This window comes from Caulobacter sp. GW821-FHT12D05 (assembly GCF_058807295.1).
The window spans coordinates 125,253-139,709 of sequence record NZ_JBXAQO010000006.1 but is presented as its reverse complement, the minus strand read 5'-3'; the positions used below and the strand labels follow the sequence as shown (position 1 = coordinate 139,709).

13 protein-coding genes are annotated in these 14,457 nt (G+C 68.1%); 7 read left to right on the top strand and 6 right to left on the bottom strand.

Annotated features, from left to right (window positions below; all coding sequences use genetic code 11):
* Nucleotides 1-51 precede the first annotated feature (51 nt).
* Nucleotides 52-2,022 (top strand): potassium transporter Kup, encoded by a 1,971-nt coding sequence (locus AC1RRR_RS25540; protein WP_492817420.1) that lies wholly within the window; start codon nt 52-54, stop codon nt 2,020-2,022.
* On the opposite strand, the gene AC1RRR_RS25535 is transcribed toward AC1RRR_RS25540, so the two are convergent.
* Complete coding sequence (locus AC1RRR_RS25535) at nt 2,012-2,896, bottom strand: LysR family transcriptional regulator (RefSeq protein ID WP_492817418.1); 885 nt, start codon at nt 2,894-2,896, stop codon at nt 2,012-2,014. The two genes, AC1RRR_RS25540 and AC1RRR_RS25535, sit on opposite strands and share 11 nt — an antisense overlap.
* 113 nt (nt 2,897-3,009) lie before the next feature.
* Here AC1RRR_RS25535 and AC1RRR_RS25530 point away from each other — a divergent pair, with 113 nt between their 5' ends.
* Nucleotides 3,010-4,194 (top strand): MFS transporter, encoded by a 1,185-nt coding sequence (locus AC1RRR_RS25530; RefSeq protein ID WP_492817416.1) that lies wholly within the window; start codon nt 3,010-3,012, stop codon nt 4,192-4,194.
* 45 nt (nt 4,195-4,239) lie between these two features.
* Here the strand turns inward: AC1RRR_RS25530 and AC1RRR_RS25525 are convergent, their stop codons facing one another.
* Both AC1RRR_RS25525 and AC1RRR_RS25520 read right to left on the bottom strand, forming a co-directional pair.
* Nucleotides 4,240-5,241 (bottom strand): hypothetical protein, encoded by a 1,002-nt coding sequence (locus AC1RRR_RS25525; RefSeq protein ID WP_492817414.1) that lies wholly within the window; start codon nt 5,239-5,241, stop codon nt 4,240-4,242.
* Between the two features lie 9 nt (nt 5,242-5,250).
* Nucleotides 5,251-6,168 (bottom strand): Gfo/Idh/MocA family protein, encoded by a 918-nt coding sequence (locus tag AC1RRR_RS25520; protein WP_492817412.1) that lies wholly within the window; start codon nt 6,166-6,168, stop codon nt 5,251-5,253.
* Nucleotides 6,169-6,283: 115 nt separating this feature from the next.
* On the opposite strand from AC1RRR_RS25520, the gene AC1RRR_RS25515 reads away from it, so the two are divergent.
* Nucleotides 6,284-7,309 (top strand): NADP-dependent oxidoreductase, encoded by a 1,026-nt coding sequence (locus tag AC1RRR_RS25515; RefSeq protein ID WP_492817410.1) that lies wholly within the window; start codon nt 6,284-6,286, stop codon nt 7,307-7,309.
* A 7-nt stretch (nt 7,310-7,316) separates the two neighbouring features.
* Here the strand turns inward: AC1RRR_RS25515 and AC1RRR_RS25510 are convergent, their stop codons facing one another.
* The gene (locus AC1RRR_RS25510; protein WP_492817408.1) at nt 7,317-7,574 is read right to left on the bottom strand and encodes a copper-binding protein; all 258 of its coding nucleotides are present in this window, start codon (nt 7,572-7,574) and stop codon (nt 7,317-7,319) included.
* Nucleotides 7,575-7,948: 374 nt separating this feature from the next.
* Here AC1RRR_RS25510 and mdoH point away from each other — a divergent pair, with 374 nt between their 5' ends.
* Both mdoH and AC1RRR_RS25500 read left to right on the top strand, forming a co-directional pair.
* Nucleotides 7,949-9,940, top strand: a complete 1,992-nt coding sequence (gene mdoH, locus AC1RRR_RS25505; RefSeq protein WP_492817406.1) for a glucans biosynthesis glucosyltransferase MdoH — start codon at nt 7,949-7,951, stop codon at nt 9,938-9,940.
* A gap of 90 nt (nt 9,941-10,030) precedes the next feature.
* Nucleotides 10,031-10,927: a cobalamin biosynthesis protein CbiG gene (locus AC1RRR_RS25500; protein ID WP_492817404.1), complete on the top strand. Its 897-nt coding sequence runs from the start codon at nt 10,031-10,033 to the stop codon at nt 10,925-10,927.
* Here AC1RRR_RS25500 and AC1RRR_RS25495 read toward each other — a convergent pair.
* On the bottom strand, nt 10,924-12,339 hold the full coding sequence (locus tag AC1RRR_RS25495) for an MATE family efflux transporter (RefSeq protein ID WP_492817402.1): 1,416 nt from the start codon (nt 12,337-12,339) through the stop codon (nt 10,924-10,926). The two genes, AC1RRR_RS25500 and AC1RRR_RS25495, sit on opposite strands and share 4 nt — an antisense overlap.
* Before the next feature lie 113 nt (nt 12,340-12,452).
* On the opposite strand from AC1RRR_RS25495, the gene AC1RRR_RS25490 reads away from it, so the two are divergent.
* Complete coding sequence (locus AC1RRR_RS25490) at nt 12,453-13,466, top strand: SDR family oxidoreductase (RefSeq protein WP_492817400.1); 1,014 nt, start codon at nt 12,453-12,455, stop codon at nt 13,464-13,466.
* Here AC1RRR_RS25490 and AC1RRR_RS25485 read toward each other — a convergent pair.
* Nucleotides 13,463-13,963, bottom strand: a complete 501-nt coding sequence (locus tag AC1RRR_RS25485) for a hypothetical protein (protein ID WP_492817398.1) — start codon at nt 13,961-13,963, stop codon at nt 13,463-13,465. The genes AC1RRR_RS25490 and AC1RRR_RS25485 overlap by 4 nt on opposite strands.
* Before the next feature lie 106 nt (nt 13,964-14,069).
* Here AC1RRR_RS25485 and AC1RRR_RS25480 point away from each other — a divergent pair, with 106 nt between their 5' ends.
* Entirely contained in the window at nt 14,070-14,456 is a 387-nt protein-coding gene (locus tag AC1RRR_RS25480) for a VOC family protein (protein ID WP_454715158.1), read from the top strand.
* Nucleotide 14,457: the final 1 nt, after the last annotated feature.

The window sequence follows — 14,457 nt, the reverse complement described above, 5'->3', positions numbered from 1 at the left end:
TAAAGCGCCGGCCGCCGGTCGCGAACCGGCGCTTTGGAGCCTCGTGCTTGCATGGCGGGTAAAGACCCCCTCGCCGCGTCCGAACCAACCACCCCGACAACTCAAGCTTCCCACCACACCGGTCACGCGGCGTCGCGTTTCTGGCCGTTGGCGCTGGGCAGCGTGGGCGTCGTGTTCGGCGACATCGGCACCAGCCCCCTCTACGCCTTCCGCGACGCGCTGGGCGAGGCCGCCCGCGACGGGCTGGTCCGTCCCGAGATCATGGGCGTGTTGTCCCTGGCCCTGTGGGCGCTGATCCTGGTCGTGACGGTCAAATACGTCCTGTTCCTGATGCGCGCCTCCAACAAGGGCGAAGGCGGGGTGCTGTCGCTGATGGCCCTGGCCCAACAGGGCGCGGCGGGCCGCACCGGCCTGATCTTCGCCCTCGGCGCCATCGGCGCGGCGCTGTTCTACGGCGACGGCGTCATCACTCCGGCGGTCTCGGTGCTGTCGGCGGTCGAGGGCCTGAAGTCGGTGAAGGGTTTCGAGCACTGGTTCGGCACGCAGGAAGTCATCGTCGTCAGCCTGGTGATCCTGACAGGGCTCTTCAGCTTCCAGGCCAAGGGCACGGCCAAGGTGGCCGGCATCTTCGGCCCGATCATGGTCTGCTGGTTCCTGTGCCTGGGCGCCCTGGGCGTCTGGCACATCAAGGACGATCCCAGCGTGCTGGGCGCGATCTCGCCGACCTACGCCATCTATTTCCTGACCCATCACGGCCTGACCGGCTTCCTGGTGATGGGCGCGGTGTTCCTGACCGTGACCGGGGCCGAGGCCCTGACCGCCGACATGGGCCACTTTGGCCGCGGCCCGATCCAGATGTCGTGGTTCGGCCTGGCCCTGCCGATGCTGGCCCTGAACTACTTCGGCCAGGGAGCTCTGGCCTCGAAGGCCCTGACCATCGCCGAGGCCAGCGGAACCGCTCTGCCCAACGCCGACTGGTTCTTCCTGATGGCCCCGCACCAGTGGCGCCTGGGCCTCGTCCTGTTCTCCGGCGTCGCCACCGTCATCGCCAGCCAGGCGGTGATCACCGGCGCCTTCTCGCTGACCCAGCAGGCGATCCAGCTGGGCCTGCTGCCGCGCATGGACATCAAGATCACCTCGTCGACCGAGGCCGGCCAGATCTATGTCGCGCCGATCAACTGGCTGCTGTTCGTCGGCGTGGTGCTGGTGGTGCTGTCGTTCCGCTCGTCCAGCGCCCTGGCCCATGCGTACGGCATCTCGGTGACCGGCACGATGGTGGTGACCACCCTGCTGGCCTACATCGTCGTGCGCCACGTCTGGAAATGGCGCCTGGTCACGGCCCTGGCCTTGATCGTGCCGCTGTTCGCGCTGGACCTGACCTTCTTCACCGCCAACCTGCTCAAGGTGCTGACCGGCGGTTGGGCGCCGCTGGCCCTGGGCGCGGGCCTGTGCCTGCTGATGTCGATCTTCGTCAGCGCCACCGAGCGCCTGCGGCTCAAGCTCAGCAAGGACGGCCTGCCGTTCGGCGACTTCCGCGAGATGATCCTGCGCCGCCCGGCCGGTTCGACCGCCGGCACCGCCGTGTTCCTGACCTCGGACCCGAACACCACCCCGCCGGCCCTGATGCACAGCCTCAAGCACTTCAAGGTGCTGCACGAGCGCAACGTGCTGCTGAAGGTGGTCGCCGAGACCCGTCCCTACGTGCCCGACGCCGAGCGGATCGAGACCCAGACCCTGGACGACCGCTTCTCGCTGGTCACCCTGCGCTACGGCTACATGGAAAGCCCGAACATCCCCAAGGCCCTGGCCGCCTGCCGCAAGCAGGGCCTGAAGTTCGACATCATGAGCACCTCGTTCTTCGTCAGCCGCCGCACCATCGTGCCGTCGACGGCCAGCGACGCCCTGCCGGCCTGGAAGCGCAAGCTGTTCACCTTCCTGACCCGCAACGCCGCCGACCCGACGACCTTCTTCCACCTGCCTCCGGGCCGGGTGGTGGAGCTGGGCGCTCAGGTCAGTTTGTAGGACTCTTCAAGTGCCGGCCCAGCGCGTCGATGAACAGGCGCGTCTTGGCCGGCACCAGCCGGGCGCTGGGATAGACGGCCCAGATCGACCAGGACTCCAGCACTGCGTCGGCCAGCGGGATCTCGGCCAGGCGGCCGGCGGCGACGTCCTCGCGGATGTTCCAGTCCGACAGCATGGCCAGACCCAGGCCGCCCAGGCAGGCCATGTGCAGGGTCTCGATGCCGCTGGCCGTGAAGCGTCCAGCCACCCGCTGCTGGACCGGCTTGTCGCCGATCATGAAGGTCCAGTGGCTGACGCCGGTGATCGCCAGGCACTGGTGATCGGCCAGGTCGGTCAGGACCTTCGGCGCGCCGTGCTCGGCCACATAGGCCGGCGAGGCGTAGAGCTTGCGCGGATTGGCGTCCAGACGGCGGGCGATCAGCGAGTTGTCGCGCAGCACCGCGATGCGGATGGCCACATCGATGCCGCTGGCAACGATGTCGGTGATGGCGTCCGTGACCTGCAGGTCGACCTGCAGGTCCGGATTGGCCCGCATGAAGGCGGGGATCATCGGCGCGACCATCTTGCGCCCGAACGGCGCCGAGGCCGTGACCCGCAACATGCCCGAGGCCCCGGCGCTGGACGGCCGGATCGACGCCCGCGCCGCCGCCTCGCCCTCCAGCATGGCCTGGGCGTGGGGCAGGAACGCCTCGCCCTCGGGGGTCAAGGACAGGGCGCGGGTCGTGCGGTGGACCAGTCGGGCTCCGACCTCATCCTCCAGCGCCGCCAGCCGGCGCGAGGCCGCCATGGCCGCGATGCCCAACCGCCGGGCTGCAGCGGCCAAGCTGCCCGCTCGCGCCGCCTCGACAAACACGCCTACATCCGCGAGGTCCATTATATCGAAATCCGATCGGCCGCCTTATCAAATATGGCCAATTATACGCGAAATCGATAGTCCATACATCCCGGCCCGACGGAGAGCGAACGCTGCTCTCCCTGGAGCCGACCATGACCTTCATCATCCCCCGCGCGGCCTTCAAGGCCGCGCCTCTGGGCCGGGGCCTGACGTTCTCGATGGCGACCGCCGCCGGCCTGGCCGTCGCCAACATCTATTACAGCCAGCCGATGCTGGGCCTGATCGAGCGCGAGCTGCCCGGCCCGCTGACGGCCTTCGTGCCCACCGCGACCCAGCTGGGCTACGCCGCCGGCCTGCTGCTGCTCGCGCCCCTCGGCGACCGCGTCGAGCGCAAGACGCTGATCGTCGGCCAGTTCATGGCGCTGACCTTCGCCCTGGTCCTGGCGGCCCAGGCGCCGACCGCCGGCTGGCTGCTGGCCGCCTCGCTGCTGCTGGGCATGGCCGCCACGGTCGCCCAGCAGATCGTGCCGCTGGCCGCGCATCTGGCCCCGGCCGACAAGCGCGGCGCCACGGTGGGCATCGTGATGTCGGGCCTGCTGTGCGGGATCCTGCTGAGCCGCACCGTCGCCGGCTTCGTGGCCACGGGCCTGGGCTGGCGGGCGATGTTCTGGCTGGCCGCGCCGATCGCCTCGGCCGCCGGCTTGCTGATGGCCGCCACCCTGCCGCGCAGCAAGCCCGACAGCGACTTGTCGTACGGCGCCCTGCTCGCTTCGCTAGGCAAGCTGTGGGTCGAGCACCCTGCCCTGCGCCTGGCCGCCTTCACCCAGGCCAACCTGTTCGCCGCCTTCACCGCCTTCTGGACGATCCTGGCCCTGCACCTGCAGGAGCCGCGCTTTGGCCTGGGGGCCGACGTCGCCGGCGTGTTTGGGATCGTCGGTGTCGTGGGCGTCATGGCCGCGCCGCTGGCCGGACAGTTCGCCGACAAGCGCGGCCCGCACCTGGCCATTGCGCTCGGCGCGATCCTGACTCTGGTAGCCTGGCTGATCTTCGGCCTATGGAATTCGGTCGCGGGCCTGCTGGTGGGTGTGGTCGTGTTGGACTTCGCGGTGCAGGGCGCGTTGGTCTCGAACCAAGCGCTGGTCTACGCCCTCAAGCCCCAGGCCCGCGCCCGGCTGAACACCCTCTTCATGGGCGCGATGTTCCTCGGCGGCGCAGGCGGCTCGGCCGCCGCGGCGGCGGCCTGGACCCACGGCGGCTGGAGCGCGGTGGCGGTGCTGGGCGGCGGCCTGGCGATGATCGCCGTGCTGCTGCAGGTCTCGGGCGGAAGACGGCGATGAGGTTGAGGGCGTCACCGTCGAGCGCGCGTCATGCTCCCGCGCGACCTACGCAAACGCCTGACGATCTATTCCACGCCGGATACATTCCCGGGCGGTCTCGATGAGGAAGTACGCGCCGATGTGCTTCGCATTCCACTCTTCGGTGGAGGCCTCGCCTGGGTGCGGCTCCACATCGACGAACGCGCTCGAAATGTCGCTGTTTCCGTGGATGTGCGGCGACCGCACCGCGTAGAGATTTTTCAGAAGGGATCGAGCCCGCTTCTTCTCGATCCCCAGAAAAACGGACGCGTTCCTCTCCACCTGCTGGGCGCGTTTTGCCCATCCCTCGCAGAAGAAGCCTTCAAGCCCGCGGCAGATCCATCCCACGTCCTGGAAACGGGCCGGGTCACCGCCCTCCGTATAGAAGTAGGTGATCGCGCCGATCATCTTGCCGAAAGGCGTGTTCGAAACGCCTTCCCTCAAGCCGCGGGTCGAGTTCAGCGTCTTCCAGACTGCCTCGAAGCTCAGGTCAGGACGCGGCGCCAGGCCCTGTTCTTCCATATAGTCAAAATCGTCATTGATATGCGCGCTCTTGCTATCGTGCACCGTGACCACGCCACGATTTTCCAGGGCATAGAGACCATGGAAGCTGGATCCGGGCAGCGACAGGTCCATCGCGATATTGAAGATGGCGACCTCGTGGTGGACTTCGCTCTCGACGGCGAAGCGCCACAAAGCCAGGTGGTCGAGGTCGCGCCCGTCCGATGCGCTGATCTGACGTCTCAGCTCTTCGTCCGAAGGGACTTCGTATTCGAATTCCAGCTTCAAGGCTGACGTGAAGTCAGTCCGCACCAGCAAGGTCTTGTCGTTGCTTTTGAGCGCCGCCACGACGTTCTCGGGAATGCCTCCTGCGGAAATCGACAGCCTGGCGTCGCTCTCAAACGCCGATCTCACGGGAAAGCGTGCGCCGTCCAAGACGGCCGACATCCGATCAAACCTGTCCAGCCAGGTAAAAACGTCTCGCCGAACCCACCACTGCGAAAGGTATACGCAGAACGTTTCCCGCATCCGACGATCCTAGCCCTCCGCCGCCCACTCCACCGCCAGCGCCAGGTCCAGCGCCCGGGCGGCCTCCTCGCCGGTGACGACCGGACGCGGGGCCTCGCCGCGCACCGCCTTCAGGAAGCCGGCGACCGACAGGCCCAGGGGGTCCTTGCCGGCGGAAGTCTCGGTGAAGTTCTCGATCAGCGGGAACGAGGTAGTGTTGCGGAAGGTGCGAGCGAGAAAGTCGATCTCGACCTCGCCCGAGGGGTAGACAACCTTCATCGTCCGCTCGCGGGCCTCGGCCACGCGGGAGCTGTCGAAGATGGCGACAAAGCCGTTGTCGAAGGTGGCCTCGGCCCTCACCCAGTCCAGCGAGCTCGAGCGGGTGACGTCCCCCTCGCCTTCCACCGTGATCGGCTGGCCTTCGCAGAGGGCCAGCGCCAGGTCGATGTCGTGGATCATCAGGTCCAGCACCACCGAGACGTCCAGGTTGCGGTCCGAGGGCGTGCCCCGGCGGACGGCTTCCAGGCGCAGGGGCTGCTCGGGAATGTCCAACAGGCCCATGGCCTGGAACACGACGCGCTCCTGATGACCGCAGGCCAGCGGCACGCCGGCCTTGGCGGCGGCGGCGACCATCTTGTCGGCGTCCTCGGGCGTCACGGCGATCGGCTTTTCGGAATAGACCGGCTTGCCCGCCTTCAGCGCGGCCAGGGCCGGCGCGGCATGGTGGACCGCCGGCGCGGCGACCGTGACCACGTCCACCTCGGCCAGGAAGGCGTCGATGTCGTCAAAGGCCTTGGCGCCCAGCGGACCGGCCAAGGCCTCGGCGCGGGCCAGGTCGACATCGTAGACGCCGACCAGCGTGACGCCATCCAGCTCGACATACTTCTTGGCGTGATAGCCGCCGAACACACCGGCGCCGACGACGCCTGCCTTGAGGTCTTGGGTCATGCCGGCTGTCTACCGCGCTTCGGGACCGCTTAGAAGCACTGGAGACTTCCGTAAGGGCGCGCTAAACATCCGTTTAAATTAGCAACGCTCGCCAAGAGCCTGTCGGAGGAAGCCCATGACCACCTCGCGTGAGATCCGCCTGAAGAGCCGTCCCGTCGGCCTGCCCAAGGCTTCGGACTTCGACCTGGCGACCGTCGAGCTGGCCGCGCCGGGCGACGGCGAAGTCCAGGTCCGGAACCTGTGGATGTCGGTCGACCCCTATATGCGCGGCCGCATGTACGACCGCCCCAGCTATGTGCCGCCGTTCCAGATCGGCCAGGCCCTGCAGGGCGGCGCGATCGGCGAGGTCACGGCTTCCAATGATCCGGACTTCAAGCCGGGCGACATCGTCAATTCGATGTTCGGCTGGCGCGAGGCCTTCAACGCCAATCCGAAAGCCCTGGCCGCCGCCGGCATGGGGGCGATCACCAAGATCGATACGCAGGGCGTCCCGCCCCAGGCGTTCCTGGGCGTGGCGGGCATGCCCGGCATGACCGCCTATGCCGGCCTGCTGCGCGTCGCGGCGCTGAAGGACGGTGACGTGGTGTTCGTCTCGGCCGCCGCCGGCGCGGTGGGCTCCGTCGTCTGCCAGATCGCCAAGCTGAAGGGCCACACGGTCATCGGTTCGGCCGGCGGACCGGAGAAGGTGGCGTTCCTGAAGTCGATCGGCGTCGACCACGTCATCGACTACAAGGCCACGCCCGACGTCGTCGCCGAACTGGCCAAGGTCGCCCCCAAGGGCATCGACGTCTATTTCGAGAATGTCGGCGGCATCCACCTGGAGGCGGCCATCAACTCCGCCCGCCCGTTCGCCCGCTTCGCCCTGTGCGGGATGATCTCGCAATATAACGAGACCGGTAAGCCGGAAGGCCCCTCCAACATCATCCTGGCCGTCGGCAAGAGCCTGCGCCTGGAGGGCTTCATCGTCTCGAACCACTACGACCTCTATCCGCAGTTCGCCAAAGACATGGGCGAGTGGATCAAGGCCGGGAAGATCAAGTGGAACGAGACGGTGGAAGACGGCGTCGAGCGCGCGCCGGACGCCTTCCTGAAGCTGTTCTCGGGCGAGAACCTGGGGAAGATGCTGGTGAAGCTGAAGTAGCGGCCACCTACTCGCGGGGTTCGAGCTTCGACAGCTCGAGCCCCGCCTGCGTCTTCTTGAACTGGAACTTCACCCGCGTCCCCGGCGTGATCGGCGCCTCGGCGATCACGTCCGCATAGACCTTGAACTGGTTACGGCCGGGCTTGAGGCCCGCCGCGCTCGCGCCGTCGTGATCGAGCGTGAGAATCTGGCCGTCCAGGCTGGAAATCACTCCCTGCGCATCATAGGCGGGTAGCGATTCCGTTGACGGCATGACCTCGACCACGCCCGGTTTTGAACGGCCGTCCTGCGAAGCTTGTCCGCATGCGGTCAAGCTCAGAACGGCGACAGCGGCGACAAAGTACCTAATATTCATAGCCTTACCGAAATTCCCCAGATCGGCGAGCGCCGCTCGCGCGACGCGTTTCCGACGTTTTTTCTCGCAACTGCGAAATCGGCGTGATTTCCGGTAGCGAATTTGTGATCGAAGTTTTACTGTAGGGATGACCGGCGGCTCTCCACGCCGGTTTCGACCGTCACGAAGCTGTCACAACCGCCCTGCCCGTCCCTAGCGGATGCGCGGGCCAGCGGAAAGAGGCTCCAGACGTCGAAGCGTGCGGAGAGAGCCCGGCCCGCCGGAAAAGTCCGAGATCTGACGATATGAGCGATCGCTCCAGCCTCTTCGACGTACGCTCCTCCACGAGCGTCACCCTCGATCAGGTCGTTCGCCGTGACACGGTCGAGATCCCGGCTGAAGTGCCGCTGGCCATGCCGGTCCAGCCGCTGGGCTTCTGGCAAGGCGGCTCGCGCCGAGCCACGGCGCTCGCCGCCAACATGACCATGCGCCGCTGGATCGTGGCCGTGGCGACCATCATCATGGGCTTCGCCGGCTGGAAGGCCACCTTCGACACCGTGGCCCTGGGCGGCGTGACCCGCCTGGAAGCCGTGGTCGTGGTGCTGCTGGCCCCGCTGTTCCTGGCCCTGTCGCTGTGGTTCTGCACCGCCGTGGCCGGCTTCGCGATCCTGCTGGGCAAGCCCAAGGATCCGCTGGGCATCGATGGCGAAGCGCCCATGCCCAAGCTGCACACCCGCACCGCCATCCTGATGCCGGTGCACAACGAAGACGCCGCCGGCGTCTTCGCCCGCCTGCGCGCCATGGACGCCTCGATCGCCGAGACGGGCATGAGCCGCCACTTCGACATCTTCGTCCTCAGCGACACCCGCGACGCCCAGGTGGCCCTGGCCGAGCAGGCCTGCTTCGCCCGCTTCCGCCGCGAGGCCCACAGCAACGTCTTCTATCGCGTCCGCAAGGAAAACACGGGCCGCAAGGCCGGCAACGTCGCCGACTGGGTGCGCCGCTGGGGCAGCGCCTACGAGCACATGCTGGTGCTGGACGCCGACAGCCTGATGACCGGCGAGGCCATGGTCCGCCTGGCCGACGCCATGGAGCGTCATCCGGGCGCCGGCCTGATCCAGACCATGCCGATGATCATCAACGCCCAGACGATCTTCGCGCGCACCCTGCAGTTCGCCACGCGCCTGTACGGCCGCGTCGCCTGGACGGGTCTGGCCTGGTGGTCGGGCACCGAGAGCTCGTTCTGGGGCCACAACGCCATCGTCCGCACCCGCGCCTTCGCCGAGACCTGCGGCCTGCCGCACCTGGGCGGCCCCAAGCCCTTCGGCGGCGAGGTCATGAGCCACGACGCCCTGGAAAGCGCCCTGCTGCGCCGCGGCGGCTGGAGCGTGCACCTGGCTCCGTACCTGGAAGGCTCGTACGAAGAGAGCCCCTCGAACCTGCTGGACTTCGCCACCCGTGACCGTCGCTGGTGCCGGGGCAACGTCCAGCACGTGCCGCTGATCGCCCTGCCCGGCCTGCACTGGATGAGCCGCCTGCACCTGGTGATCGGCGTGCTGAGCTACGCCCTGTCGCCGCTGTGGTTCATCGCCCTGTCGGCCGGCATCACCTCGCGCGCCCTGATGCCCGAGCTGAAGAAGGCGGCCTTCACCATGGCCGACCTGCAAGCGGCCGCTCACGCCCTGATCGACTGGCGCGAGATCCAGGCCACCGCCTGGGCCATGATCATCACCTTCGTGCTGCTGTTCGGCCCCAAGATCCTGGGCTCGATCCTGGTCTTCTCGCGCAAGCAGGAAACCAAGGGCTTCGGCGGCAAGCGCCGCGTGGCCGCCGGCCTGGCCGTCGAGATGCTGCTCTCGGCTCTGGTCGCCCCGATGCTGATGTTCACCCAGACCCGCGCGATCATCGAGATCATGGCCGGCAAGGTCGGCGGCTGGGCCACCCAGCGCCGCGACGCCGACAAGGTCAGCTTCAAGGAGGCCTGCGCCGCCATGGGCTGGATCAGCGCCACCGGCCTGGCCCTGGGCGCGGTGTTCTGGTTCACGCCGGACCTGTTCACCTCGACCGCCCCGATCCTGCTGGGCCTGATCGTCGCCGTGCCGCTGACCATGCTGGGCGCCAACAAGGTCGCCGGCCTGAAGCTGAAGACCAACGGTCTGTTCATGACCCCAGAAGAGCGCCGCCCGCCGGCCATCGTCCGCGCGGCCCTGGGTCCGTCGTGCGAACCGCCGATCCGCTGGTTCGCCCGCAACGGCAGCCCGATCGGCCCCAGCAACGAAGTGCGCGACGCCGCCTGATAAAGGGCGTCAAGCGCTTTCCTAGGCTGGCCCGGAGGCTCTCGGGGGAGTAGAAGCGCGGCTTCCCTCACCTCGACGGAGCCGCGTGCCGTGTCGCGTCTGTTCAGCGCCTATGTGATCGTCGACTGGAGCGCGGCGGCCAAGCCGACCACGGGCGCGGATTCCATCTGGATCGGCGTGCTCAAGCGCGACGTGCGCTTCCGGCTCACCTTCGAGAGCTACAATCCCGCCACGCGCGGCGAGGCCGAGACCCGGCTGGCCGCCGTCCTCGACGATCTGAAGAAGCGCAATGAGCGGGCCCTGGTGGGCTTCGACTTCCCACTGGGCTTCCCGCGCGGGCTCTCAGCGGCCCTGTCGCTGCCGGGCGAGGTCCGCTGGCGCGCGGTCTGGGACCAGTTGGCCAAGATGGTCAAGGACAAGGCCGATAACACCAACAACCGCTTCGGCGTCGGCTCGGAGATCAACCGGCGCCTGACCGGGGGTCCCTTCCCGTTCTGGGGCTGCCCGCCCAAGGACGCCCTGACGACCCTGCAGCCCAAGCGCCCGCGTGAGCACGGTCCGGACGACCTGCCAGAGTTCCGCTACGCTGACGAGGCCGCCAAGGGCGCGCACTCGATCTGGAAGCTCTATTACAACGGCTCGGTCGGCGGTCAGGCGATCGTCGGCATCCCGGCCGTGCGCCGCCTGAAGGACGCGCGCGGCGACACCGTGCGGGTGTGGCCGTTCGAGACCGGCTTCAAGACCCTGACCGAGGCCGATCTGGACGGCGTCGCCACCGTGGTCGCCGAGGTCTATCCGTCGCTGATCAAGGCCGTGCCGGGCGCCGGCGAGGTCAAGGACCTGGCCCAGGTGCGGGGTCTCGCCGAACACTTCGCCAAGCTGGACGAAGCCGGCAAGCTGGGCGCGATCTTCGCCGCGCCCAAGAGCCTGCCCGAGGACGCCGTCGCAGCCGCCGAGACGGAAGAGGGCTGGATCCTGGGGGCCTAGACCCGCTCTTCCGCCAGCTTCCGGTCCCGCCAGTCCAGCATCCGGAACCGGGTCAGCAGGAAGGCCGCCGCCAGGAAGCTGGTGACGATGATCGAGATCAGCACCCCGTTCAGGCCCATGCCGCGCGGGATGGCCAGGAACCAGGCCAGCGGACCCATGACCAGGGCGTAGCTGATCAGGTGGGTCACCGTCGGGACCCACACCTCGCCCCGCGCCCGCAGGGCCTGGGCCGCCACCACCTGCACCGCATCCGGGGCCAGGAAGAAGCAGGCCAGCACCAGGGCCGGCAGGATCATCTGCAGGGCCGCCGGGTCGGTCGTATAGGCCAGGGCCACCCAGTGCTTGGTCGGGTACAGGATCAGGCCCGACAGCACGCCCACCACGCCGATCACCGCGAAGGCGATCCAGCCGGCGCGCTTCATGCCTTCCGGATCGCGCGCGCCATAGGCCCGGCCGACCTGGACGGCCGTGGCGGTCGCCATGCCCAGCGGGATCATGAAGATAATCGCCGAGACGTTCAGCACCACGGTGTAGGCGGCCACCGCGATGGCGCTGATCCAGCCGCAGACCAGGTTCATGCCGGCGAAGGCCGAGACCTCGAAGAAGTTCGACGCGCCGGCCCCGTAGCCGATCTTGCGCTGCTCGATCTCGGCCGGGCGGTCGCGGGCCGGCTTGTCGAAGACCCCCAGCGCGCGGGCCTCTTTCATGCGCAGGACGTAGATGGCCAGGGCCAGCATCAGGGCGGTGCGGGCGATGAAGGTCGACCAGGCCCCGCCTGTCGCGCCCAGCGCCGGCAGGCCGAAGGTCCCCGGCACCAGCAGCAGGTTGGCGGCCAGATTGACGAGATTGGCCAGCCACATGAACACCGCCCCCGGCCCTGGCCGCGCCAGCCCCTCCAGCCAGAAGGTCAGGACCACCGAGATGGCGTAGACTGGCAGCGACAGCGAAAAGACGATCAGCGGAACGGTCGCACCGTCGGCCAGGCCATCCTTCAAGCCCAGGCTGTGCAGGAACAGCGAACCGAACAGCGCCAGCAGCACCATCGAGGCCAGGCCCAGCCCCAGGCCATAGCTGAGGCCCCGGCGCAGCACCGCGCCGGTCTCGTGCCGCTTGCCGGCCCCGATGGCGCGGGCGGTCATCACCTGCACCCCGACCAGCAGGCCGACATTCATGGTCACGAAGATCGACGACGGCGCCCAGGCCATGGCGTGGAAGCCCAGCTGCTGGGCCGAGAAGTGACCGACGACGATGGCGTCCGTGAGGCCCATGACCATGATGCCCAGGCGCGACAGGATCACCGGCCCCGCCAAACGGAGCAGTTCGATCAGATCGGTCATGATGGGGCCGCGCGGCCGCTTCGGAGGAAGCGCCGTTCCGGCCGCGTCGCGCGGCATGGTCGTCACCAATGTCAAAGAAGGCGCGCAGGGTGGCCCATGCCCGTTTTTCGGGCAACCCGCATTCGGCGCAGGTTGGAACGTCGCGCGAGCCCAGTGGTTTTCGGGGCTCAGCCCTTCAGGAGCGCGCTATGTCCGAGACCCAGACCCCCGAGTTCGAACAGACCGGCGAACGCGTCGCCCAGGCCTATCGCGACATCCAGGCCCCGCTGGACGCCAAGGAGCAGCGGTCCTTCGAGCCGAAGGAAGAGGACGACAAGCGCAGCCACGCCATGCAGGCCGGCGCCCGTCCCTACCCCGCCCCGCCCTACCCCGAGCAACACCAGGCCAAGCCGGGCGAGGAGTACAGGCTCGACCCCGCCCCGATGTACGACGCCCCCTTCTACAAGGGCTCGGGCAAGCTGGAGCACAAGGTCGCCCTGATCACCGGCGCCGACAGCGGCATCGGCCGGGCCGTGGCGGTGCTATTCGCCCGCGAAGGCGCGGACGTGGCCATCGGCTATCTCAGCGAGGACACCGACGCGCAGGAGACCAAGGAAGCCGTCGAGAAGGAAGGCCGGCGCGCCATCCTGCTGCCCGGCGACGTGGCCGACCCGGCCTACGCCAAGGCGGCGGTCGAGCGCACCGTGGCCGAGTTTGGCCGGCTGGACATCCTGGTCAACAACGCCGCCTTCCAGGAGCACGTGCTCGACTTCGAGGACCTGACCGAGGAGCACTTCGACCGCACCCTGCGGACCAACCTCTACGGCTATTTCCACATGGCCAAGGCGGCGGTGAAGCACCTGCCCAACGGCGGCTCGATCATCAACACCGGCTCGGTGACCGGCCTGCTCGGCAACAAGGACCTGCTGGACTACTCCCTGACCAAGGGCGGCATCCACGCCTTCACCCGCTCGCTGGCCACGCATCTGATCGAGAAGGGCATCCGCGTGAACGCCGTGGCCCCCGGCCCGGTCTGGACCCCGCTGAACCCGGCCGACAAGCTGGGCCCGGACGTCGCCCAGTTCGGGGCCAAGACCCCGATGAAGCGGGCGGCGCAACCCGAGGAGATCGCGCCGGCCTATGTCTTCTTGGCCTCGCCGCAGACGGCCAGCTACATCACGGGCGAGATCCTGCCGATTATCGGTGGGTACAACGGGGGTTAGTGCGGCCAGACCTCGGCCAGCACCTTGGCCTTGCCGTCCTTCAGGCTGACCTCCATCGAGGGCTCGTCGGGCTTGCCGGCCGCGAACAGCTCGTAGATCACCATGCCGTCAGTCTGCTTGCTCTCGATCACGCGGACCGGCTTGATCGCCTTGCCCGAGGCGGCGGCCGTGTCGCGCACCAGCTGCGGGGCGGAGGCCCAGGCGATGTCGCGCTGGGTCTCGACGATCTCCCAGGCGCCGTTCTTCTCCAGCAGGTCGAACTCGATCTCGGAACCGTCCGGCATCACGCCCTCGACGTCGTAGTAGCGGCGGTCGGCGCGCTCCTTCAGCTCGGCTTCCTTGATGGTCATGCCCGGCGCCGCGGCCTTGACCACCGTCACCACGGCAGCGGGGATGTCCTTGACCGCGACTTCGGTCACCTTGGTCTTGGGCGCGTCGGCGAACGCCGCCGGGGCGATGGCGAGCGCGGCGAGGGTCAGGATGAGAGCGCGGTTCATGGGGTAATCTCCTGGTCTTCGGGAAGGATGGACGCGCTTCTAGACTGACCACGCTGACAACCGGCTGACGCATGCTATGCAATCGGCTCCGAACAAGGAGTCGCAAATGGCCCGCCGCGTCGCTCTCGTGTCCCTGCTCGTCGCCGACTATGACGAGGCGATCGGCTTCTATGTCGGCAAGCTAGGGTTCACCCTGGTCGAAGACACCGACATGGGCCACGGCAAGCGCTGGGTCGTGGTCTCGCCCGGCAGCGATGGGACGAACTTCCTGCTGGCCCGCGCCGTCGGCGACCAGGCCGCGGCGATCGGTAATCAGGGCGGCGGCCGCGTCTGGCTGTTCCTGCACACCGACGACTTCGCCGGCGACCACGCCCGCATGAGCGCCGCCGGCGTCACCTTCCTGGAGGAGCCACGCCACGAGGCCTACGGCACGGTGGCGGTGTTCGAGGACCTGTCCGGCAATCGCTGGGACCTGCTGCAACCCAAGCACTGAG